Origin of the sequence: Roseibium aquae (assembly GCF_008711285.1) — a bacterium.
Classification (GTDB): domain Bacteria; phylum Pseudomonadota; class Alphaproteobacteria; order Rhizobiales; family Stappiaceae; genus Roseibium; species Roseibium aquae.
The window spans coordinates 415,890-438,219 of sequence record NZ_VXDC01000001.1 but is presented as its reverse complement, the minus strand read 5'-3'; the positions used below and the strand labels follow the sequence as shown (position 1 = coordinate 438,219).

Below are 22,330 nucleotides of genomic sequence, written 5' to 3'. Positions count from 1 at the left end.
TCGCGCTCAATGGCCGGGAAATTCAACCAATGTGCGGACGGGAACATCGAGGCCCTCGATCTTCCGCCGCCCACCGAGATCGGGAAGATCGACGATAAAGCACGCGGCCACAATGTCGGCGCCCATGGATTTGAGCAGCTTGCAAGCTGCTTCCGCGGTCCCGCCGGTGGCGATCAGGTCATCGACCACGATGACTTTGTCACCCGGCTTGATCGCGTCCTTGTGCATTTCCATCTCGTCCAGACCATACTCCAGAGAGTAGGCGATCCGGACAGTGTCATGGGGCAGCTTGCCCTTCTTGCGGATCGGAACGAAGCCGGCCGAAAGCTGGTGGGCCACCGCACCGCCCAGAATGAATCCCCGCGCCTCGATCCCGGCTATCTGGTCCACCTTGGACCCCGCCCACGGCTGAACCAGCGCATCTACCGCGCGCCGGAACGCCCGGGCATTGCCAAGCAAGGTCGTGATATCGCGAAACAGAATTCCTTCTTTCGGATAGTCCTTGATGGTCCGGATCGCCGCAAGCAACTCATCCTGCACTGTCTGATCAGTCATGGAAATGTCTTTTCCTTATCTGGCTGAACGGCCCCGGTCATCATTCCCGGACCGCAGTTCCACATCCTAAACCTGGCTGCCAGCTTCCGAACTTCGTCTGGTTTGCAGCACGGATCAAACGAATTTCGCTCCCGCCGCAGGACAAGTGGCCTCGGGATACCGGATCATCGAAGGGATCGATAACTCAAAGAACCCGCCCCGCCACGGCCCGGAGCTTTTCCACGAGTTCCGAATCGCGTGCCTCGGGTTTCGTCATGATGGCGAATTCCAGGGCGGTGTCGGAGCCGACCGGGCAGGCCTCGTGGATCCGGGGAATGTCGCGGGCAATGCGCGCCACGAGGTTCTGGGCGTTGGCAGCGTTGTCCTGGAGGACCTTGATGATCGCCTGTATCTCGACTTCGCCGTGATCGGGATGCCAACTGTCATAGTCGGTGATCATCGCAACGGTTGCGTAGCAGATCTCCGCCTCGCGGGCGAGCTTGGCCTCGGGCATGTTGGTCATGCCGATCACGTCGCACCCCCATGATCTGTAGAGATGGCTTTCAGCCAGCGAGGAAAACTGCGGCCCCTCCATGGCAAGGTAAGTGCCGCCCCGCCGATAGGTCAGGTTTTCCGACCGAGCAGCGGCTTCCACGGTATCCACCAGCCTTGGACTGACAGGGTAAGCCATTGAAACATGCGCGACACACCCGGCACCGAAGAAACTCTTCTCACGCGCGAAGGTTCGATCGATAAACTGCTCCACGAGCACAAAGGTGCCGGGCGCGAGTTCTTCCTTGAGAGAGCCGCAGGCCGAGACGGATACGAGGTCCGTCACGCCACAGCGCTTGAGGACATCGATATTTGCCCGGTAATTGATATCGCTTGGGGCATAAACATGCCCGCGCCCGTGGCGCGGCAGGAACACAACCTTCAAGCCGTCGATCCGGCCGATACGAACCTGGTCGGACGGCGCACCCCACGGGCTTTCAACCGAAACCCACTCCGCATGCTCCAGTCCGGGCAGATCGTAAATCCCCGATCCGCCAACCACCCCAAGAACCGTTTCGGTCATGCTCGCATCCCCTTGGTTTTAACGTAGTTATACGGTCCGGGAAGGTGCTTCTGTCAAATGGGAATCGCCATGGCCACCCCATAAAAAAAGCCGCCGGATCAACCGGCGGCCCTTCATTTCAAGTCTGACAGCGCGCCATCAATGCTCGACGTTGCGCCAGACCCGGTTCTTGGTGAAGTACAGCATCCCGGCGAATACGATCAGGAAGATCATCACACGGAAACCCATCTTCTTGCGGTCTTCCAGGTGGGGTTCCGCAGCCCACATCATGAAGGCCGCCACATCCTTGGCATACTGCTCCTCGGTCATTGGAGTGCCGTCGGTGTACTCGATCGACTCGGCATAGAGCGGAGGCGCCATGGCAATGAACTCACCGGCCAGGAACGACTTGTTGTAATACTGGCCAACCGGGACTTCCTTACCTTCCGGCGGCTCTACATAGCCCATCAGAAGAGAGTAGATGTAGTCTGGACCGCTTTCCTGATACTGCGTGAAGATGTCGAATACGAAGTTCGGGAAACCGCGCTGGGGCGCGCGGGCCTTCGCAAGCAGCGAGAAGTCGGGCGGATAAGCGCCGTTGTTGGCCGCGCGGGCCGCCTGCTCGTTCGGGAACGGCGACGGGAACCGGTCGGCCAGGATCGCCGGCCGCTCGAACATGTCGCCGAAATCATCCGGCCCGTCCATGACGATGTATTCCGCGGCGATCGCCTTGGCTTCGTCCTCGGTGAAACTGGGCCCACCATCCTCGGCCAGATTGCGGAACGCGACACGGCTCAAGCCATGACAGGCAGCGCAGTTTTGCTGGTAGACCTTGAACCCACGCTGAAGTTGCGCGCGATCGTATGTTCCGAACGGACCGGCGAACGACCAATACTGATAGCTCATCTCGATCTTCTTGCCGGCCGCCAGGGCCGGGGTGGCAGCGACGCCAAGCGCCACCACCGCTGCCAGCGAGCGAACCATTTTGATCATAGTTTTCATTGTCTCAAATAACTCCTGATCCGGTTCGCTTTACTTCGTTTCCGGTGCGGCTGCCGCACCGAGCGGGGTCCCTGATCCCCCGCCTTTCAGAACGGATTCCGAAATGGACGTGGGAACCGGGTTCGGCTTTTCCAGGAAGCCCAGCACCGGAAGAACGATCAGGAAATACGCGAAGTAGATGGCTGTGCAGATCTGCGACAGGATCACGTAGATCCCCTCCGCCGGCATCGCGCCGAGATACCCCAGAGCAACGGCGTTGGCGGCGAAAATCCAGAAGAACTGCTTGAACAGAGGCCGGTACGCACCGGAGCGAACCTTCGACGTGTCGAGCCAAGGCAGGATGAACAGCACGGCAATGGCGCCGAACATCAGCACGACCCCGCCAAGCTTGTCCGGCACGGCGCGCAGGATGGCGTAGAACGGCAGGAAGTACCATTCGGGCACAATGTGCGCCGGCGTCACCAGCGGGTTCGCCTCGATATAGTTGTCCGCATGGCCGAGATAGTTCGGCAGGTAGAACACGAAATAGGCGAACAGGATCATGAACACCACAATCGCGAACAGATCCTTGACCGTGTAGTAAGGGTGGAACGGCACCGTGTCCTGCTTGGACTTGGGCTGCACGCCGGTCGGGTTGTTGTTGCCGGTGGTGTGGAACGCCCACACGTGCAGCAGGACAACACCGAAGATCATGAACGGCAGCAGGTAGTGCAGCGAGAAGAAACGGTTCAGGGTCGGATTGTCGACCGCAAAGCCACCCCAGAGCCATGTCACGACACTCTCACCGACGAGCGGCAAAGCGGAGAACAGGTTGGTGATCACGGTCGCACCCCAGAAGGACATTTGCCCCCAAGGCAGAACGTAGCCCATGAACGCCGTCGCCATCATCAGCAGGAAGATGATCACACCGAGGATCCACGAAACCTCGCGCGGGGCCTTGTAGGACCCGTAATACAAACCGCGGAAGATGTGGATGTAAACCGCGATGAAGAACATCGACGCGCCGTTGGCGTGCAGATAGCGCAAGAGCCAGCCGAAGTTCACGTCGCGCATGATCTTTTCGACACTGTCGAACGCCATGGTCGTGCTGGCTGTGTAGTGCATCGCCAGCACGACCCCGGTGAGGATCTGGGCGATCAGGATGAAGAACAGGATACCACCGAAGGTCCAGAAATAGTTCAGGTTCTTCGGGGTCGGAAAGTCGACGAAGGATCCGCGCACCAGCGAGATGACCGGCAGGCGGCTCTCAAGCCACTTGGCGGCCGCGCTCTGCGGAACGTAGTTGGAATGTCCAGCCATGGGTTTCTCCTCAAATCCTGGCCGTCAGCCGATTTCGATCGTGGTATCGGTGACAAACCGATACGGCGGGATCAAAAGGTTTTCCGGTGCCGGGCCTTTGCGGATACGGCCAGCCGTATCGTAATGCGAGCCGTGGCACGGACAGAACCAGCCGTTGTACTCGCCGGCGCCGTCACCCATGGGCACGCAGCCAAGGTGCGTACAGATGCCGACCTGGACCAGCCATTGCTCCGCGCCTTCCGCGCCTCGGTTTGCGTCCGTTGCCGGCGCATCCGCGGGAAGGTTGGAGTTCCGGGCCAAGGGGTCGGGCAAAGCCTCAATGGGGGTGCTGTTCGCCTCGTCGATCTCGGCCGGGGTGCGGTAGCGGATGAAAACCGGCTTACCACGCCACGTCACCGTGACCGACTGGCCTTCTTCGACTGACGAAATATCGACTTCAATCGAGGCCAGAGCGAGTGCGCCCGCGTCCGGATTCATCTGATCGATAAACGGCCAAGCCAGTGCGCCCACTCCGACAGCGCCCATTGCGCCGGTCGCAATATAGAGGAAATCCCGGCGGGTCGGTTCCGCCTGATCCGTGTGTGCCAAGGTCGCGTCCTCTCGAAACCTGTTCTACATGAACCGAAAGCCCGCAGGAGACCGCGGGAACCTTCTCGATAAACGGGAAGGATAGGCGGTTCGATGCAGGGCTCAACGGCAGCATGGTGCGGCAAGAACTCGCACCAGCTTGAAACGCATGTCTTTTTGCACCCTTCCGGGCCGTTGTCCAGATCACCAGTCGGCACGAAACACAAATGTCGCAGCTATTTTGCCGCGTCGGTCCGGGCCACGCGAAGCTTTCGACAGGCCGGACCAGCGAAAGCCTGACGCGGTGCCACTGGCATGTTTGCCAAGCCGGCCACGGACGGCGGCCCTCAGGCCGCCGCCTCGCCCTCGACGAGAAAACCACCGGATTGATGCGACCAGAGCTGCGCATATAGTCCATTCTTTTCAATAAGTTGCGCATGCGTCCCCTCTTCCATGATCCGGCCTTTGTCGAGAATAATCAGACGGTCCATGGCAGCGATCGTCGAGAGGCGATGGGCGATCGCAATCACGGTTTTGCCCTCCATCAAGTCGAACAGACTTTCCTGGATGGCCGTTTCCACTTCCGAATCGAGCGCCGACGTTGCTTCGTCCAGGATCAGGATCGGTGCGTTTTTGAGCAGAACCCGCGCGATCGCGATCCGCTGCCGCTGGCCACCCGACAGCTTGACACCCCGTTCACCCACATGGGCATCGAGACCGGTTCGGCCTGATGGGTCCGAAAGGCCTTGCACAAACTCCCAGGCATGGGCTTTTTCAAGGGCAAGCCGCACTTCCTCGCGGCTTACTTGCGGCTTACCATATGCGACATTCTCAAAAATCGAGCGGTGAAGCAGCGATGTGTCCTGCGACACCACGCCAATTTGCGCCCGAAGATCATCCTGGAGAAAGGTCGAGATATCCGCTCCGTCCACGAGGATCTGCCCGCCCTCCAAGTCGTAAAACCTCAGCAAAAGGTTGACGAGGGTTGATTTCCCGGCACCGGAGCGGCCGATCAGGCCGACCTTTTCGCCGGGACAGATGGTCAAATTGAAGTCCTGGATGACCCCGGTCTGCTTTCCGTAATGGAAGCGGACATTCTCGAAACGGATATCGCCTTCCGCAACCTTCAAAGGTTTCGCATCGGGTGCGTCCACAACGTCCCGATCCCGGGAGATGGTGGTGATGCCATCCTGGACCGTGCCCACATTCTCGAAAAGACCCGAGACCTCCCACAGGATCCACTGGGACATCCCCTGAATGCGCAGCACCAGTGCCACGGCGATGGCAATATCCCCAGTGGTCACGGCTGACGCTTTCCAGAGCAGGATCGACAAACCGCCAACGGACGCAAGAAGCAGCATGTTGATGACAGTCAGGGTGATATTGAGCAGCGTGACGAAACGCATCTGCCGGAACACCGTGTCCAGAAAGGACATCATCGAGCCGCGGGCATAGTCCTCCTCCCGGTCGGCGTGTGAGAACAGCTTCACCGTCGCGATGTTGGTGTAGGCGTCGACGACATGCCCCGTCATGATGGAACGGGCATCCGCTTGGTCCTTGGATGTATCCTTCAACCGTGGAATGAAGACCCGCAGGGTCACCAGATAGGCACCAAGCCAAAGCATAAACGGCACCGCCAGCCAAAGATCGGCCTGCAGGACCACGATCACCGCAGACGTGAAATAAACGGTGACGTAGACGAAGATGTCGGCAATGCGGGTGACGACCTCACGCACGGCCAAGGCGGTCTGCATCAACTTGTTGGCAATCCGCCCGGCGAAATCGTCCTGATAGAACGAGACGCTCTGCCGCAACAGATACCGGTGGACCCGCCATCTGATGGACATCGGGTAAGTTGCCATCAGTCCCTGATGGAACAGGACCTGCCAAAAGCCTTCAAAGACCGGATACACTACGAGGATCACCAGCGCCATCATGGCCAGCATTCCCCAGTTTTCCGACAGGAACGTCTCCGGGTCAGCGTCGGTCAGCCAGTTCACCAGATCGCCCAGAAACGTGAAAATGAACACTTCCAGACCAGCGGCGATCCCTGACAGGATCGCCACTCCCAGAAGGATCGGCCAAACGGGTTTCGTGTAGAACCAGCAGAAGGCCCAAAACCCTTTCGGCGGCACGTCGAGGGACATGTCGGCGAACGGATCGAGCAGTGCTTCGAAGCGCTTAAACATCTGTCACCTCCTTGTGCTGCACCATGGATCTTTGAACGCGCCAGCCATTCCTTGTTGCCGGGCGCTGCGGCTTGAACCCCACCGGCTCTGTTCGCGGGTCCTGGGCGAGGGCAGAGGCCGCCAGGAAGCTCAAGATTGCAATTGCCACGATAACTGTGCCGAAAAACAGATCCAGCAAGCGTTCGGCGAAGGAATGGGCTGGCAACATATGGCCAGCGAGGACGACGGCATCGATCCGCCCGATCTCCCGGACCAGAACCGGAATAAACAGGAGGATTGCCAACATGATGACCGCCGCGGCAAAACCGGCAGCAGCGAATAGAATACGCTTGGCGGCTGACACGGTGGAGCACCCTTCAGTGGCCAACCTGGCTTGAGGCGGATGAACATCCGGGCGCTCCGGCAAAGCGAACGGGTCATAGGGATATCGAACAGACATCGGAAAATCTCCGAATAGGAAAGGCAGAAAGACGCCGGCAGGACATCCCGCAAAATTCAGGGTGCAGCACGCGCTAGACCTGCGCGGCTTCAACCGGTCGTCATGACGTTGGGAAAGGGAATTGGTCCGCTTTAGGCGGTTGCGGCAAACCCGGACCGTACGACGGGTAGGCGGCACGAATGCATGAACGGTATGTTCGTCATATACGCCTTCCCCTCTTGAACTCGGCCGAAAATACGAATGGGTGGAGCCTGTCCAACCCATGGGTTTTGGTTTACTTCACGATCCGCACAAACGGAAGAAGTTTGTGGCACGCCCCAGGACAAGCCCGCCGGGCGTTGCGGAAATGCGACACCACATTCTTGGGGTCGAGTCCCGTTCGGCCAACCGGCCGGTTGAAGCCCCCCGGCCAACCGGAGCCCTTCCGGTCAGCAGGACGTATCGGGCGCTCAGTCGGCGGTCCCGCCACAGGGCCATCGAGCCAAAACCAATCGGCTCCGGGCGATCAGCCGGTTCTGCTTCAATCCCTCCGGATCTACGCAGCCCTGACACTTTGCAGGAACTGTCCGACCTGTGCTTTCAAGTCATTGGACAAGATGGACAGCTGTCCGGAGGCCTCATGCATCCCGTCGGCGGCGGCCCGGCTCTCGACCATTGCGTCCGACAATGTTCCCATGTTCGCCGCCATGAGCTGCGAACTTTCCTGAGCGGCGTGGGCACTGCCATCGATTTGATGGGTTGCCTCGGCCTGAACCTCCACCGCCCTTTTGATGGCGCCGGAGAGCTCGCTGATACGATCGATCGTCGACGCGATCCGCCGGATTGCCGTTTCGGATTGCTCGGCGACCCCTTGCACGGACGCCACTTGTGCGGAGATGTCCTCGGTTGCTTTCGTGGTTTGCTCCGCCAGCGCCTTGACCTCGTTGGCCACGACTGCGAAGCCCTTGCCGGCCTCGCCCGCACGCGCCGCCTCGATCGTGGCATTCAAGGCCAGAAGATTGGTCTGGCTTGCGATTTGGGAGATGAGTTCCACGATCTCTCCAATCGCGCGGCCCGTCTCGGAGAGCCGCCCCACGATTTCGTCGGTCTTTCGGGCCTCGGCAACCGCCGTTTCCGCGATATCCGCCGCCTGCTCCACATCGTGGGTGATGGTCGTGATGGAACCCGAAAGTTCTCCGGCGGAGGTTGAGACCGATTGCACGGAACCGGCCGCGACCGTGCAGGCATTTTGAACTTTCTCGACCGCATCCGCGGACGAATCCACAACCTTTTGAAGCCGTTCCGAGTGCGCACTGACCACCTTGCCGGACTCGATCAGCTGCGTTGCCGCGTTGATCACTGACCGCTCGAAATCGTCAGCGATGTCAGCCATCAATGCTTTGCGTTCCTCGTCGATCCGTTCCTGCTGCGCAGCCCGTTCCGCAACATCCTCGGCGGCCTTTTCTTTCAGTTTCTTCCTGAACTGCGTCACCGACCGGGCAATGGCGCCCACTTCGTCTGACCGTTCGATCCCATCGATCTCGATATCCAGATCACCCATCGACAGCTTCTCAAGGGCCTTCTGCAAACGTCCGAGGGGCCGTGCGATGCCGATGGCCAGATAGACAGCCATCGCCAGGAACAAGATGCCGACTGGCATGACCACCACCACGATACTGATGATTTCGCCAAGAATAAGCTGATCTATGTTGTTGGCGATGTCCGAACCGATGAAGCCCTGCGCGAGCGTGCTCGTCCCCAAATGATGGATGAGCGCTTCGCGAAACGAGTAAAAGGCATAGGCTGTGCCACCGGTCATGATAACCGAAGCAGCCACGACCATTGCGATGAACCGGCCTTTGATTGTTAACGTCACAGCTTTTCCGCCCTGATTGCACGGCACGGGACGACCGCGCCGGATACCGTGGAGACGGATGATGCGTGATGAGCGTAAAGAATGCGTAAGCTCAGCCGGTTAAACGCAATATGCCGACGCTAAGTACGAAGACTTATCCGGCGGATCCCGACAAGATCATGCGTGTCAGGAAGAAACCCGCGACGGCGGACACCGCCGACAACACGGTTCCCCAGATCACATCAACGACCACGACAATGAGAGGCCAGTCTTTCAAGGTAGCATAATTTGTCACGTCGTAGGTGGCGTAGGTAAAAAAGCCGAACAGAGCGCCATAAACCAATGCGGTTGTCACACTTTCCGACTTTAGCGCAGGCGCGACGGCGAAAATAACGATGCCGACAACGTAGACGATGTAGAAAACACCGGCGGCTGCCAGGTTCGGCTTGTCCATCAAGAGGTGGCCGATCCGGTCGAAGTAAAATCGCGTCGCGACCTGTGTCAGCCAAACGTAGTCAATCGCGAGAAAAACGATCGCGGTGGTAATATAAGCCGTAATGTGATGGATCATGGATCAGCCCTCAAAAACATGATCTAGATACGGCACGGTGCACAGTGTGGATCAAGCAATATGAGCACCCTGGTCACTTGCTTGATGGCTTCTCACGAGCTCAATGAAAGCCCCGGCTCGGCCGGCAGAACACCCCGGCGAGCAATCCAGTCCCGAACGGCCGTAGCGGGGCCAACAGGCATCATTCTCGCGCGGGAGATGATTCAGCGGGTCAGCTGACCGGTGCTCAAGAAGCCGCCGGACTGCCGCAACCAGAGCTGCGCGTAAAGCCCCCCCTGCTCCAGCAACCTGTCATGGGTCCCGGTTTCCACGATCCGCCCCTCCTCCATCACGACCAACCGATCAAGTTCTGCGATCGTGGACAGCCTGTGCGCGATGACGATCACGGTTTTGCCCTGCATCAATCCATGAAGGCTGTCTTGAATGGCCGCTTCCACTTCGGAGTCCAGCGCGGATGTCGCCTCATCCAGCACCAGGATCGGCGCGTTCTTCAGGAGAACACGCGCGATCGCAATACGCTGACGCTGACCACCCGAGAGTTTTACGCCCCGCTCACCCACATGGGCGTCAAATCCGCGGCGTCCCTTTCGATCCTCCAAGGCTGGGATGAAATCGAGTATGCGCGCCCGTCTGGCCGCATCCATCAATCTTTCTTCGCTCGCGTCCGGCGAGCCGTAAAGAATGTTGTCGCGCACGGAGCGATGCAAAAGCGAAACGTCCTGGGTGACCATTCCAATCTGGTGCCGCAGAGACTGTTGGGTGACATGGGCAATATCCGTGCCGTCGATCAGGATGCGGCCAGCTTCCGGATCATAAAAGCGCAGCAGCAAATTGAGGAGCGTCGACTTGCCCGCCCCGGACGGCCCGACTATCCCGACCCGCTCGCCCGGGAGGATGGTCAGGTCGAGCCCATTGATGACACCGCCGCTCTTGCCGTAGTGAAAACAAACCGATTGGAACTGAATTTTCCCGCGCGACACCTTGAGTTCGCTTGCCTCGTCCGCATCGCGCAAGACGACCGGCCGGACAATCATGTCCATACTGTCCTGCAGGGTTCCAAAACTGCGGAAGAGCGTATTCAAAAGACCCAACAGGCGGCCAAGCAACAGATTGAGGCGGAGGATGAGACCCAGGGTCAACGCCACATGTCCGGTGGAGATCAAGCCCTGCTGCCAGCTCACGAGCGCGGCAGCGGCGATGGCAACCAGCATGGTCCCGTTCAACAGCGCCATGACCGCCCGCACGGATGTCAGGACGCGGGTAAAGCGGCGGATTTCCGACAGGAAGATCTCGAAGTTCGCGCGCACGCCTTCATTTTCGCGCGGCACCGACCCGAAGAGCTTGACGGTTTGGATATTGGCGTACGTGTCAACCAACTGGCCGCTCACGCCCGAGCCGGCATGGGCGACATCCTTCGCCCTTTGGCGCACACGCGGCACGAAGATCCGGGCCACGATACAAAAACCGGCAATCCAGACCGCAACCAGCATGCCGAGCCGCCAATCGAGGTCCCCCACGAGCACGAGCGTCGAAATCGCGTAGATCACGATGTACCAGACCACCTGCAAAAGGGTGACCATGAAGTCTCCGGCCGATTGGCCGGCTTGCCAGACCTTTTGCGAAATCCTGCCGGAGAAGTCGTCGTGGAAATACGACAGGCTTTGGCGCATGACCTGCTGATGGGATTGCCAGCGCACGAGATTGAAGAAGCCGGGCACGACTGTCTGTTCTTCGACCAGCGCGGTCAGGATGGCGACCCCCGCACGCAAAACGAGGACGACAAACGCCATGCCCAGCAACGTGGGTCCATGGGTTTCGAACAAGGTATCCCGCGTGCCCTGTTCGAGCATGTCCACGATCTGGCCGATGAACGAATAGATGGCGACTTCAACGATTGCTGTCAGTCCGCCCAGGACAAGCATGAGCACAAAGGGCCAGCGGACCTGAAGAATGAAGTACATCAGGAAAGCCAGGCCGCCCCGCGGCGGTGCCGTGTCCAACGGTTCCCGAAACGGGTCGATCCATTTTTCGAACAGCTCAAAGACAGGGCGCACGCCTTGCTCCGCGAGAGTTGAACAAAGTGTTGGTGACACTAGGCCGCAACGGACCAGGCAGCAAACCGCCTGTCAGGAAGAGCCGGCGCGCCGAGACAATCGCTTCCAAGCCATGATAAAGCACCGGATCCCAGCCTGCAGTATGATGGTGTCGTTCATGCCCGACCTTGCTCTCTACCAGCCGGATATTCCGCAAAACACCGGTACGCTTTTGCGCCTGGCGGCCTGTCTCGGCATCGACCTGCACCTCATCGAACCGGCAGGTTTCCCGCTTTCCGATAGCGCCCTGAAGCGGGCCGGTATGGACTATCTGGAACGTGCCCGGCTGACGCGGCACATCTCGTTCGGCGCGTTCGAAGCCTGGCGCCGATCCGAAGGACGCCGTCTGATCCTCCTGACAACCAAGAGCACCGTACCCTATACGGAGTTTCAATTCCGCCCCACCGATCTGCTCCTGATGGGCCGGGAAACCTCGGGGGTTCCCGAAGATGTTCACGAGACCGCCGATTCGCGGCTGACGATCCCCATGGTCGCCGGTGTCCGGTCGATCAACATGGCTCTATCGGCAGGGATGGCGCTCGGCGAAGCCCTCCGGCAAACACGCTCTTTCCCGTCGCACATCACCGGTGCTAGTGTCCAATCCGATTGACAGTCAGTCACTGATGACCGAGGACCACAATGATGAATGCCCCAGCTCTGGACCAACGCGGCGGCCCAATTCCCGACGAGATCGAGCAAAAAAAGGAACTGGCTGCAACCTGGTTTGCGGAACTGCGGGATTCGATCTGCGCCGAGTTCGAACGCATTGAAGACGAAATCGGCGACAGGTCCGGCCCTTTGAGCGACCAGCCCGCCGGCCGTTTCGAGCGCACACCGTGGGAGCGGACAGACGCCACGGGCGCGAAAGGCGGCGGCGGTGTCATGTCCTTGATGCATGGACGTGTATTCGAAAAGGTCGGGGTCCATATCTCAACCGTATTCGGTGAGTTCTCGCCGGAGTTCCGGGCGCAGATACCCGGCGCCCACGAAGACCCGCGGTTTTGGGCATCCGGCATAAGCCTGATCGCTCATCCGCAAAATCCGAATGTTCCAGCGGTTCACATGAACACGCGCATGGTGGTCACAACGCGCCAGTGGTTTGGAGGCGGGGCGGATCTCACGCCGGTGCTCGACGCCCGCCGCACCCAGGAGGACCCCGACACCCAAGCCTTTCATTTGGCCATGAAAGCCGCCTGTGACGCCCACCAGGTGGCGGACTACGACGCCTACAAGGCGTGGTGCGACGACTATTTTTTTCTCAAGCATCGCAACGAGCCGCGCGGGGTTGGCGGAATTTTCTACGACTACCTGAACAGCGGCACCTGGTCGCAGGATTTCGCCTACACTCAGGATGTGGGGCGCGCTTTCCTGGACATATATCCACGCCTCGTGCGTCAGAATTTCGAAACCACGTGGAGCGATGCCCAGCGCGAGGAACAGCTCGTGCGCAGAGGCCGGTATGTGGAATACAATCTCCTCTATGATCGCGGAACGATCTTCGGGCTAAAAACCGGAGGTAATGTCGCTTCCATCCTGTCCTCAATGCCCCCTGTGGTGAAGTGGCCCTGACGGGACCACCGCGCGGTCAGGCACGACCGGCCGCACCATCGATCGGCACTGCGCGGAACGTGGCAGAGATCGTCCTCAACGCCCCTGCACAACCGGGGATGCCTGATTTTGCGCCAAAAGCGGTTTCGCATCCGCTTTGAGGTCACCGAAATCCATTCCCAGAACAACGCTGCGGAACTTACGGACCAGATCGGCATCCAGCTTTCCGCCCATGCCGCGCAGCTCGCCGTAGGCTTCGCGCGGCGACAGGGCCCGTTTGTAGGACCGCTTTTCGGTCAAGGCGGCAAAGATATCGCAAATGGTCATCAGACGGACCTTGACGTCGATCTGATCGCCAGACAGCCCCGCCGGATAGCCCGTGCCATCTAGCAATTCATGATGCTGTACGGCCATCTTTTTCAAGTCTCTGGGAATATCCAGCTGTGTCTTCAAGATCTCCCGGCCAAACTCCGGGTGCATGTTGATCAATGCTCTTTCTTCGTCACTAAGGCGTCCTGGCTTATCGAGAATGGACAGGGGAATTCGCGTTTTGCCAATGTCGTGCAAGAGACCGCCGGCGGCAATTTCGGCACAGTCCGGCTCCGGCCAACCCAGAGATTGGGCAAAGGCGGTGGCCAGCCCTGCGACATGAAGGGAATGGCGGAACGTGAAACTGTGGTGATGTTGCACGGTTCCCATCCAGCCTTGAATGCCGTCCCGCTCGATCGCGACGGACAGCGCCCCGGCCGCCCGGTTCATGATTTGCAGCGGAACGTCGTCCGGAATGGCCGACGAGAACATGAGTTCATTGAGAAACTGCGTGGCTTTGGAAAATGCGGCCTGGCTCGCTATCGGCGCGTTTTCCAAGGCTTCGACATTGATGGGTTCGGCGAAGTGGGAGCGGATTTGCCGCACGAGTGCCTTCAGGCCCAATTCCTTGTCGAACAAAACGACATGACCCAAGGATGTCGCCTGCACCACTTCCCGCCGGATGGACTTGTTCACCAGGCAGACAATCGCGGCATCCCCGGCCGTCTTGATCGACGCCGCCAATTTCCGAAGCGCCAGGGGAGAGGCTCCGGTGAAGTCGATGGCCGCCACCTTGGCAGGCGAGATCGATTTCGAACCAAGGTCTTTCATGTCGATCAACCGGGCGGAGAAAAACAGCGGAAGCTTCTTCAAAAGCGAACCTTTGACGGCCTCTCCATCGGAAATCAGAACTAAATCCATGTCTTGGTCACACCCTCGGTTTTGAGGCGAAGTATGATCAAGAACTCCTTGAAATTACGTAACGTCGCCGATTATCGAACCGGATCCGGGAAACATGGTGAATCAAGTGTCAACCGATGCCGAGCCGCTCATCGCCAGTTTGGCGAGCAGCTCGTCCCGGCCGATATCGAAACCGGAATCGATCCAGAAAGCCTCCAGCGCTTTCATGGCCCGCCCCAATTCAGGCCCGGGCGCAAGGCCGAATTCGATGAAATCCCGGCCTTTCAGGGGAAAGTCCGGGATCGGCAGCGTTCTGCCAGCGTGAAGCACGGCTCGAAAGTCCTCATCGACGTCCGGCGGGGCCCCTTTCGCACGCGCTCTTGCCCATGCGGCCAGGACGCCCTCGATTGCCGCCTCCCTGCCGACCCGATAAAGAGCGGTCTTGATGGGTACGTCTCCGGAAGGGGTCTGCGGCATCAAGGCCGCAGCCCGCAGCGCCCCGTGCATCCGGTTTCGTTCGGCATTCGACAGACGAAAGCGGTCCGCGATACGGTCAAGATCCTCATCGACGAAGCCGGAAAGAACGGCGAACCCGAGAGTGGCATGCCGGGTCTCGGGCGCCTCTTGATCGAGCGAGCGAAGAGCCCGGAAATCCGCGATCCGGGACACGCCCGCCGTGGTAATCTCCAAAAGCCCGGCATCCTCCATCACCGCGAGCGCTTCGGCCGCGCCGGGGGCGGCCACAAGCCGCTTCATTTCCATGCCGATCCGCTCCGCGGACAGCTGGCGCAGGCCATCTCTTTGCCGGATGCAGGCCAGCAACCCGTCATTGTCGAAGGCGCCTTTTCCATAGGCCGCGTGGATGCGGAAAAAGCGCAGGATCCGCAGATAGTCCTCGCGGATGCGCGTCGCCGGATCACCAATGAAACGCACGCGGCGGGCGAGGCAATCCGGAAGGCCGTTTAAAGGATCATGGATTGTTCCGGCCCTGTCCGCATAAAGCGCATTCATTGAAAAATCGCGCCGCAGGGCATCGGCACGCCAGTCGCGGCCAAAGACGACCTTGGCCTGCCGGCCAAAGGTTTCGACATCCTGCCGGAGCGTCGTCACCTCGTAGGGCGCGCCGTCGGCGATGATCGTGACCGTGCCGTGATCGAGACCCGTCGGGATCGAACGCAATCCCGCTGCTTCAGCCGCGGCGAGCACCGCTTCGGGCCGGGCTGTCGTTGCAAGGTCTATATCGGCAACCGGGCATTCAAGTATGGTGTTCCGGACGGCCCCGCCAACGGCACGGATGTCTTCGCCAAGCGATTCCACGGCACGGAAGACGGCCTGTATCCCCGGGGCGCTCAACCACGGAGCGTTGGAAAGACGTGGCGCGGAACTCGGATCGACCATGCCCTATTGATAGCCGCCGGGCACGAAAACGCCATCCTCCATTTTCGAAGGCCGGTATTCCGTCCCCTCCGGCATCCGTTGAAAGGTTGCCAGGCTGACAAGGCTGACAACCACAATCACCATGCCCGTCAAAGACAGCCAGGCGATGGGCTTGCCCTGCCAGTTTTCTGCGGTTTGGGATTTCTTGTTCAGCCAAAGCCATACGCCATAGGCAATAAATGGAAGCAGAAACAAGATGATATGCGATAAGACGACTCGGATCATTGTGGGAAAACCGTTTCGTAAAGGGAGCGGATGATGCCGGCCGTGACACCCCAGATGTAGCGTTGCTGAAAGGGCATGGCGTAAAAATAGCGGCGCTGCCCTTGCCACGTCTTGCTGTGTTTCTGGTGATTGGCCGGGTTCATGAGAAAAGACAACGGAACATCGAACAGGTCCGCCACTTCATGAGGATTGGGAACCAGCCGGGGAGTTCCCTCGATCCTCCCCACCACAGGTATGACGCGATAGCCTGACCCGGTGAGATAGGGCGGAAGAGATCCGATCAGATCGACTTGATCTGCCAGCAGCCCAACCTCTTCATTTGCCTCACGCAAAGCGGCATGGGCGGCGTCTTCGTCGTCCGGATCAATCCTGCCGCCCGGAAAGGCGATTTGACCGGCGTGCGAGGAAAGGGTCGCTGTGCGTTGCGTCAACAGAACCAGCGGGTTGTCCGGTGTCCCGTGTATTCCGATCAGAACCGCGGCATCCCGGGGCTTTTCCTGCCACCGCGCATACACCCCCATTCCGGGATTGAGGATATGATCGCCGGTTTCCCGCGCAAGATGCCTGGCATCGCCGCCTGCAAAGCACGCACGGATCGCGTCAAGAGTGGCGGCGCCCTCCGGGCGGGTCGATGGCAACGGTTCTGGCATGGTTTGGATCAAGAGCGACCTTGGCGTGATGACCTTGTCGGGCCTTTATGTCTTAGGAGATAGGCACTCTGGTGGCAATGCAAAGAACCGGCCACCGCTCCAGACCCCCGTTTCAGGCCCTTCGCCGCGGTCATGCTCTTCGAACAGGTCGGCCAGTTGATAGAGCAAGGGGCGGGCCAGGAGCGCTTCCAGACGGCCTCTGACCAGCACATACGGCTTGAGACCGGCATTGTCAGGATCCGTTGCGAACCGGAAAGGATGATCCGCATCCGCGACCACCACATCACCCACATTTGTCCTGAATGTGATCAGCTGCGTGTCCCGCTTTCCCTGGGCGTGCAATTCGACCGCAAGAAAAGGCGCGTCCTCCACGGTAATTCCGACTTTCTCGACCGGTGTAACAAGATAGTAGCGGCCGTCCTCATCCTTGCGCAGTATTGATCCGAACAGCCGGACCAGCGGCGCGCGGCCGATCGGCGATCCGAGGTAATGCCATGATCCATCGGACGCAATGCGCATGTCCAAATCCCCGCAAAACGGCGGATCCCATTTCTCCACCGGCGGCGGTGCCCTACCGGTGCTATCGGCTCTGCCGATCAACTCGGCAAGGCCTTGCGGCATCCTCGAAAAATCAAAATCAGCGGAACGCATGGAGCTCCCTACCCGGTCAAAATCAGAGACGGTCCCCCCATGACTTGGGCCGCCAGCGCATGGCTGTCAACGTTGGACGCCGCACGGCGCTTTCTGAAAAATGCGTGACTTGCCTCTGTCTCGCAACAATTTGCGACTTATTTAAAATCGCAAACGGTGCAACACTCGATCAACCAGTGCAGAGTGGGACCGCTGACCATCTGACCCTGGCACCGCATGCGCGATACGAGAGGTGACCTATGAGCGTTGTAACCCCCGCCCCCTCCGGAACCGTGGATGAGAGTGCAATCGCCGAAAAGGCCGAGCGGGCCGTCGATCGCATCATGGCCGCGCGTCACGGCATCGCCCAAGTGATTTTTGGACAGCAATCGGTCGTGGAACAAACGCTCGTGACCATCCTCGCCGGGGGGCACGGCCTTCTCGTCGGCGTGCCGGGGCTGGCCAAGACAAAGCTCGTCGAAACACTTGGCACCGTTCTCGGACTGAACGCACGCCGGATCCAGTTCACCCCCGATTTGATGCCCTCCGATATCCTCGGCGCGGAAGTGATGGAACAAAGCGCTGACGGCAGCCGGGCATTCCGCTTCATACAGGGCCCGATTTTCTCCCAGCTGCTGATGGCCGACGAAATCAACCGGGCAAGCCCCCGAACCCAATCGGCTCTGCTGCAGGCGATGCAGGAGTATCACGTCACCGTGGCCGGACACCCATACGATCTGCCGCGGCCGTTTCATGTGCTGGCAACGCAAAATCCGCTGGAGCAGGAAGGAACCTATCCCCTCCCAGAGGCACAGCTCGACCGCTTTCTCATGCAAATCGACGTTCACTATCCCGACCGTGACGCGGAGCGCAGCATCCTGCTGGAAACGACCGGCGCAAATCAAGTCGCCCCCCAGACCACGATGGAAGCGGCGGAACTGGCCGAGTATCAGCAGCTGGTGCGCCAGATGCCGGTCGGCGAATCCGTCGTTGAGGCCATTCTCAATCTCGTGCGTGCCGCGCGCCCGGACGGCGAGGACGCATCGGACGAAATCACCCGATTGATCGCATGGGGCCCCGGTCCACGGGCCAGTCAGGCGCTGATGCTGACCGTCCGGGCCCGCGCTCTTGTGGATGGCCGCCTCGCTCCCTCTATCGATGACGTTCTGGCCCTTGCGGAACCGGTGCTGCAACACCGCATGGCGCTCACCTTCGCCGCCAGGGCGGATGGACACACCGTCCGTGACCTGATTCGGCGGGTCAAGGAACGCATCACTTGAGACCGGACGCAGCGGCGGGAGGCCAGCGTGAATGGCGTTGAAGAGCCAGGATATCTCTGAACAGACAAATTGGCCGAACATCGTTGGCGAAGCCCGGTCCGTGGCTGAAGCCTTGCCCGACCTTCTCGCCGAAGCCAGCCATGTTGCCGCATCGATCGTGTCGGGCTGGCACGGCCGGAGGCGCGCGGGGCCAGGCGAAAGTTTCTGGCAGTTTCGCCCTTTCAACATGGGCGAACCGGCCAGGCGGATCGACTGGCGCCGCTCGGCGCGGGACGATCATTTGTATGTCCGCGAGCGGGAGTGGGAAGCCGCACACACCGTATGGCTCTGGGCGGACCTCTCCGCCTCCATGAATTTTCAGTCGCGTCTGGCCAAAGTTTCAAAACGCGATCGCTCCATTGTATTGATGCTCGCCCTGGCGGACATGCTGGCGGACACCGGCGAACGGATCGGCCTTCCGGGGCTGACCCGGGCTTTCTCGGACCGCAAGGCGGCAGAACGTCTGGCCGATGCTCTTGCCCATCTGAGCCAACCGGCCGCGTTTCCCGAAACGGCCGGAATCCAGAGGTTTTCCGACGTTGTGTTGATCACCGATTTTCTCGATCCCGTCGAAGAGGTAAAAAACTGGATCACGCGCGTCGCCGGAACGGGAGCCCGCGGGCATCTGGTTCAGGTCCTGGACCCGATTGAAGAGACCTTTCCTTTTGATGGCCGGATCGAATTCCGCGATCCCGAACGTGGAACGCGGTTGATCACGGGCCGGGCAGAGACATGGCGGGAAGCGTATCAGCAACGTCTTGAAGCGCATCGGGCGGAAATCCGGGACGCAGCCCGGAAGGCCGGTTGGACATGTGTTCTGCATCACACGGACCGACCAGCGGCGGAGCCGCTTCTGGTGCTGCACAGTGCGCTGTCCGGATCGGCCGAAGCGATCTCTCAAGGAGGCCCGCGGTAATGCTGTCAGGATTTCCTCTTGCTTTTGCCGCTCCCTGGGCCCTTGCCGGACTGGCCCTTCTTCCGGTGATCTGGTGGCTGCTCCGGCTCACGCCGCCGCGCCCACGGGAAATCTCCTTCCCGCCCACCCGCTTGTTGCTTGATATCGACAAGCATCAGGAAATGCCGCAGCAAAGCCCCTGGTGGCTGACCTTGCTGCGTCTGCTGCTGGCCGCGTTCCTGATCCTCGCACTGTCGGGGCCGATTTGGCGGCCAGCCGACACCGTACAGACGGGTGACGGTCTGTTGTGGCTGCTTATCGACAATGGCTGGCAATCCGCACAGGCATGGGACGACAAAAGCGGCGCGGCCGAGCAGATCCTGACACTCGCGGAAAGCCAGGGGCGGCCGGTGCTGTTCGCCGCGACGGCGGAGGGCCCCAATCAGGATCTCACGCCGGGATCCGCGGCGGCGGCTCTGGAACGCTTGCGGGCACTGGAACCCCGGCCCTACGCGCCGGAGCGATCTGAACTTGTCACCGGTCTTTCAGCGGCCGCGCAAATGACCGCTCCCGGCTCGATCCTGTGGCTGTCAGACAGCACGCACACGTCCACAACAACCGCGTTTCTTGAAGCCCTCGACACCGCAATCGGCAGCGCACCTGTAACGGTCTTGACGGGTCTATTTCCCGGCAAAGGCCTCAAGGCGCTCAGCAACGATGCGGATGCACTCACCCTGACCGCGGTGCGCCATCCGAATGACACGGTCAACACGGCTGTGGTGCGCGCCCTGGACCTCAAGGGTCTTGTCCTTGGCGAAGCGGAAGCCGACTTTGACGCCGGAGCAACCGAGACGCAGGTCCGGTTCGATCTGCCGAGCGAACTTCGCAACGACATTGCCCGGGTGGAAATCGCAGGAGAGAGATCGGCGGCTGCGGTTCAACTGCTGGACGACAGCTGGCGGCGGCGCGTCGTTGGCCTCGTCTCGGGCCAGGGCGGCGACCTCGATCAGCCGCTCCTGTCACCGCTTTATTTTCTGGAGCGCGCGCTGTCGCCCTTTTCGGACATCCGCAGCCCCCGCGATGCGGATTTGGCTCAAGCGGTTCCTGCCCTGCTTGATCAGGGCATTTCCGTCTTGGTTCTTGCCGATGTCGGGCGCTTGCCGGACATGGCGACCGACGAACTGGAAGCCTGGATCAGAAATGGCGGAACCCTGGTTCGTTTTGCTGGCCCGCGCACGGCGGGCGGCACGGACCGTCTGGTTCCGGTCACCTTGCGGGCCGGAAACCGGTCTCTGGGTGGAAGCCTGTCCTGGAAACAGCCACAACGGCTTGCAGAGTTTTCCGAAACTTCGCCCTTCGCCGGCCTTTCCGTTCCAGAAGACGTAACGATCACGCGCCAGGTCCTGGCTGAGCCGACATCCGAGTTGCCGGACCGGACTTGGGCGACCCTGGAAGATGGCACGCCCCTGGTCACCGCTACACCCTTCGGTCGCGGCACGATCGTGCTGTTTCACGTTACGGCGGACACCGCCTGGTCAAACCTGCCCCTTTCCGGCGTTTTTCTCGATATGCTTCGGCGCATGCTGGCGATCTCGAACGCGGCCATCAGCGGAGAAACCAATGCGGACGGCTCTGTCGGCACCTTGCCGCCCCTGCGGCTGCTCAATGGATACGGCCAATTCACGTCTCCTCCGGCAAATGTTCGCCCAGTGTCCACCGCAGCCTTTCGGGATGCGGTCGCCAGCCGGGCCACTCCGCCTGGTCTTTATGGCAATGATGACGGTTTCCGGTCCCTCAACCTGCTCACGCCGGACGCAGAGCTGCAGCCTTTGGATCTTGCCCCGCTTGGCGAGCAGGCGACGATCGCAAGCTATCCTTCGGCAAACCCGGTCGACCTGCGCGCGGCGCTTTTCGTTCTGGCGTTTCTTTTGCTGATTGCCGACGCGGTCGCCGTCTTCCTGCTGGCAGGCGGTCCCGGGCGGCTCGGCCTGCGCAGGGCGGCGGCGGGAACACTCGCCGGTCTCGGCATCCTGATCGGCACCGGACTTGGCAATCCCCACGATGCGCAAGCGCAGAACGCGCCCCAGGACCTTCAGGCCATCCAGTCCACACGGGACACGCGGCTGGCCTTCGTGGAAACGGGACTGCCCGAGGTCGACAGAGCCAGCGAAGCAGGCCTTCGAGGCTTGACCCAGTTTCTGACAGAACGGACCGCACTGGAGCCCGGCCCCCCGGCGGGCGTCGACATCGCGACAGACGAGTTGGCCTTCTATTCCCTGCTCTACTGGCCGATCGACTCCGCACTCGAAAAACCGACGGAACAGACCATGGCCCGCATCGACGCGTTCATGCGCAACGGAGGGACCATACTGTTCGACACGCGCGATCACATTTCGGCAACGACGAGCGGCTTCTCTTCAACCCCCGCCACCTTGAAACTGCGGGAAATCCTGGAAGGTCTCGACATCCCGCCATTGGAGCCGGTCCCACCGGATCACGTTCTCACAAAGGCATTCTACCTGCTCGACAGTTTCCCCGGCCGCTATTCCACCAGCCCGCTTTGGGTCGAAAGCCTTGAGGAAAGCGGGGCCGGTGGCCGTCCGGTCCGTGCTGGCGATGGGGTTTCTCCCGTGCTGATTACCGGAAATGACTTCGCATCCGCCTGGGCCATCGACGACAGCGGAAACTTCATGTTTCCAACCGTACCCAACGATATTGCGCAGCGGGACTATGCCTTCCGCTCCGGCGTCAACATCGTGATGTACAGCCTGACCGGAAACTACAAGGCAGATCAGGTGCATATACCCGCGCTGCTCGAACGGTTGGGTCAATGAG

Annotated in this window: 20 protein-coding genes; 5 read left to right on the top strand and 15 right to left on the bottom strand. The window is 60.3% G+C overall.

The window, feature by feature from the left end:
- Window positions 1-6: 6 nt before the first annotated feature.
- The 10 genes from F0184_RS01875 to F0184_RS01830 form a co-directional block, all read right to left on the bottom strand.
- Complete coding sequence (locus tag F0184_RS01875) at window positions 7-555, bottom strand: adenine phosphoribosyltransferase (protein ID WP_150493875.1); 549 nt, start codon at window positions 553-555, stop codon at window positions 7-9.
- A 184-nt stretch (window positions 556-739) separates the two neighbouring features.
- Window positions 740-1,609, bottom strand: coding sequence for an S-methyl-5'-thioadenosine phosphorylase (locus F0184_RS01870; RefSeq protein ID WP_150493872.1), 870 nt, complete (start codon window positions 1,607-1,609; stop codon window positions 740-742).
- Between the two features lie 138 nt (window positions 1,610-1,747).
- On the bottom strand, window positions 1,748-2,590 hold the full coding sequence (locus F0184_RS01865; RefSeq protein WP_150493870.1) for a cytochrome c1: 843 nt from the start codon (window positions 2,588-2,590) through the stop codon (window positions 1,748-1,750).
- 30 nt (window positions 2,591-2,620) lie between these two features.
- Window positions 2,621-3,889 (bottom strand): cytochrome b, encoded by a 1,269-nt coding sequence (locus F0184_RS01860; protein ID WP_150493868.1) that lies wholly within the window; start codon window positions 3,887-3,889, stop codon window positions 2,621-2,623.
- Window positions 3,890-3,913: 24 nt separating this feature from the next.
- A complete protein-coding gene (gene petA / locus F0184_RS01855) occupies window positions 3,914-4,477 on the bottom strand; it encodes a ubiquinol-cytochrome c reductase iron-sulfur subunit (protein ID WP_150493866.1) in 564 nt (187 codons plus the stop codon).
- Between the two features lie 326 nt (window positions 4,478-4,803).
- Window positions 4,804-6,645, bottom strand: coding sequence for an ABC transporter ATP-binding protein (locus F0184_RS01850; protein WP_150493864.1), 1,842 nt, complete (start codon window positions 6,643-6,645; stop codon window positions 4,804-4,806).
- Window positions 6,638-7,084, bottom strand: a complete 447-nt coding sequence (locus tag F0184_RS01845) for a hypothetical protein (RefSeq protein ID WP_150493862.1) — start codon at window positions 7,082-7,084, stop codon at window positions 6,638-6,640. Before F0184_RS01845 ends, F0184_RS01850 begins: the two co-directional genes overlap by 8 nt.
- A gap of 535 nt (window positions 7,085-7,619) precedes the next feature.
- Complete coding sequence (locus F0184_RS01840; RefSeq protein ID WP_150493859.1) at window positions 7,620-8,939, bottom strand: methyl-accepting chemotaxis protein; 1,320 nt, start codon at window positions 8,937-8,939, stop codon at window positions 7,620-7,622.
- 133 nt (window positions 8,940-9,072) lie between these two features.
- The gene (locus tag F0184_RS01835) at window positions 9,073-9,489 is read right to left on the bottom strand and encodes a DUF2177 family protein (RefSeq protein ID WP_150493857.1); all 417 of its coding nucleotides are present in this window, start codon (window positions 9,487-9,489) and stop codon (window positions 9,073-9,075) included.
- Window positions 9,490-9,692: 203 nt separating this feature from the next.
- On the bottom strand, window positions 9,693-11,543 hold the full coding sequence (locus F0184_RS01830; RefSeq protein ID WP_150493855.1) for an ABC transporter ATP-binding protein: 1,851 nt from the start codon (window positions 11,541-11,543) through the stop codon (window positions 9,693-9,695).
- 157 nt (window positions 11,544-11,700) lie between these two features.
- Between F0184_RS01830 and F0184_RS01825 the strand changes: the two genes are divergently transcribed.
- Together F0184_RS01825 and hemF are read left to right on the top strand one after the other, a co-directional pair.
- A complete protein-coding gene (locus tag F0184_RS01825) occupies window positions 11,701-12,192 on the top strand; it encodes a tRNA (cytidine(34)-2'-O)-methyltransferase (protein ID WP_150493853.1) in 492 nt (163 codons plus the stop codon).
- Between the two features lie 32 nt (window positions 12,193-12,224).
- Window positions 12,225-13,151 carry an oxygen-dependent coproporphyrinogen oxidase gene (gene hemF, locus F0184_RS01820; RefSeq protein ID WP_150494601.1) on the top strand — a complete coding sequence of 309 codons (927 nt, stop codon included), beginning with the start codon at window positions 12,225-12,227 and terminating at the stop codon, window positions 13,149-13,151.
- Between the two features lie 75 nt (window positions 13,152-13,226).
- Here the strand turns inward: hemF and F0184_RS01815 are convergent, their stop codons facing one another.
- The 5 genes from F0184_RS01815 to F0184_RS01795 form a co-directional block, all read right to left on the bottom strand.
- Window positions 13,227-14,360: an HD-GYP domain-containing protein gene (locus tag F0184_RS01815; protein ID WP_150493851.1), complete on the bottom strand. Its 1,134-nt coding sequence runs from the start codon at window positions 14,358-14,360 to the stop codon at window positions 13,227-13,229.
- Between the two features lie 102 nt (window positions 14,361-14,462).
- A complete protein-coding gene (locus F0184_RS01810) occupies window positions 14,463-15,737 on the bottom strand; it encodes a CCA tRNA nucleotidyltransferase (protein WP_150493849.1) in 1,275 nt (424 codons plus the stop codon).
- 3 nt (window positions 15,738-15,740) lie between these two features.
- Window positions 15,741-15,971, bottom strand: a complete 231-nt coding sequence (locus F0184_RS01805) for a DUF6111 family protein (RefSeq protein ID WP_208998271.1) — start codon at window positions 15,969-15,971, stop codon at window positions 15,741-15,743.
- Between the two features lie 26 nt (window positions 15,972-15,997).
- Entirely contained in the window at window positions 15,998-16,651 is a 654-nt protein-coding gene (locus F0184_RS01800; RefSeq protein WP_150493845.1) for a CoA pyrophosphatase, read from the bottom strand.
- Between the two features lie 45 nt (window positions 16,652-16,696).
- Window positions 16,697-17,272 (bottom strand): DUF1285 domain-containing protein, encoded by a 576-nt coding sequence (locus F0184_RS01795; protein WP_308809946.1) that lies wholly within the window; start codon window positions 17,270-17,272, stop codon window positions 16,697-16,699.
- A gap of 269 nt (window positions 17,273-17,541) precedes the next feature.
- On the opposite strand from F0184_RS01795, the gene F0184_RS01790 reads away from it, so the two are divergent.
- From F0184_RS01790 to F0184_RS01780, 3 genes are read left to right on the top strand one after another with little or no spacing between them, the layout of a single operon-like run.
- Window positions 17,542-18,561: an AAA family ATPase gene (locus F0184_RS01790; protein ID WP_150493841.1), complete on the top strand. Its 1,020-nt coding sequence runs from the start codon at window positions 17,542-17,544 to the stop codon at window positions 18,559-18,561.
- Window positions 18,562-18,592: 31 nt separating this feature from the next.
- Window positions 18,593-19,516 carry a DUF58 domain-containing protein gene (locus F0184_RS01785; protein ID WP_150493838.1) on the top strand — a complete coding sequence of 308 codons (924 nt, stop codon included), beginning with the start codon at window positions 18,593-18,595 and terminating at the stop codon, window positions 19,514-19,516.
- The gene (locus F0184_RS01780; RefSeq protein ID WP_150493836.1) at window positions 19,516-22,329 is read left to right on the top strand and encodes a DUF4159 domain-containing protein; all 2,814 of its coding nucleotides are present in this window, start codon (window positions 19,516-19,518) and stop codon (window positions 22,327-22,329) included. Before F0184_RS01785 ends, F0184_RS01780 begins: the two co-directional genes overlap by 1 nt.
- The last annotated feature ends 1 nt before the right edge of the window (window position 22,330 follow it).

Coding starts and splice junctions, on each gene's coding strand:
- F0184_RS01815 (WP_150493851.1), bottom strand. CDS start 14,360: ATGGATTTAGTTCTGATTTCCGATGGAGAGGCCGTCAAAGGTTCGCTT.
- F0184_RS01860 (WP_150493868.1), bottom strand. CDS start 3,889: ATGGCTGGACATTCCAACTACGTTCCGCAGAGCGCGGCCGCCAAGTGG.
- F0184_RS01825 (WP_150493853.1), top strand. CDS start 11,701: ATGCCCGACCTTGCTCTCTACCAGCCGGATATTCCGCAAAACACCGGT.
- F0184_RS01845 (WP_150493862.1), bottom strand. CDS start 7,084: ATGTCTGTTCGATATCCCTATGACCCGTTCGCTTTGCCGGAGCGCCCG.
- F0184_RS01780 (WP_150493836.1), top strand. CDS start 19,516: ATGCTGTCAGGATTTCCTCTTGCTTTTGCCGCTCCCTGGGCCCTTGCC.
- F0184_RS01865 (WP_150493870.1), bottom strand. CDS start 2,590: ATGAAAACTATGATCAAAATGGTTCGCTCGCTGGCAGCGGTGGTGGCG.
- F0184_RS01870 (WP_150493872.1), bottom strand. CDS start 1,609: ATGACCGAAACGGTTCTTGGGGTGGTTGGCGGATCGGGGATTTACGAT.
- F0184_RS01875 (WP_150493875.1), bottom strand. CDS start 555: ATGACTGATCAGACAGTGCAGGATGAGTTGCTTGCGGCGATCCGGACC.
- hemF (WP_150494601.1), top strand. CDS start 12,225: ATGAATGCCCCAGCTCTGGACCAACGCGGCGGCCCAATTCCCGACGAG.
- F0184_RS01850 (WP_150493864.1), bottom strand. CDS start 6,645: ATGTTTAAGCGCTTCGAAGCACTGCTCGATCCGTTCGCCGACATGTCC.
- F0184_RS01835 (WP_150493857.1), bottom strand. CDS start 9,489: ATGATCCATCACATTACGGCTTATATTACCACCGCGATCGTTTTTCTC.
- F0184_RS01795 (WP_308809946.1), bottom strand. CDS start 17,272: ATGCCGCAAGGCCTTGCCGAGTTGATCGGCAGAGCCGATAGCACCGGT.
- F0184_RS01810 (WP_150493849.1), bottom strand. CDS start 15,737: ATGGTCGATCCGAGTTCCGCGCCACGTCTTTCCAACGCTCCGTGGTTG.
- F0184_RS01790 (WP_150493841.1), top strand. CDS start 17,542: ATGAGCGTTGTAACCCCCGCCCCCTCCGGAACCGTGGATGAGAGTGCA.
- F0184_RS01800 (WP_150493845.1), bottom strand. CDS start 16,651: ATGCCAGAACCGTTGCCATCGACCCGCCCGGAGGGCGCCGCCACTCTT.
- F0184_RS01785 (WP_150493838.1), top strand. CDS start 18,593: ATGGCGTTGAAGAGCCAGGATATCTCTGAACAGACAAATTGGCCGAAC.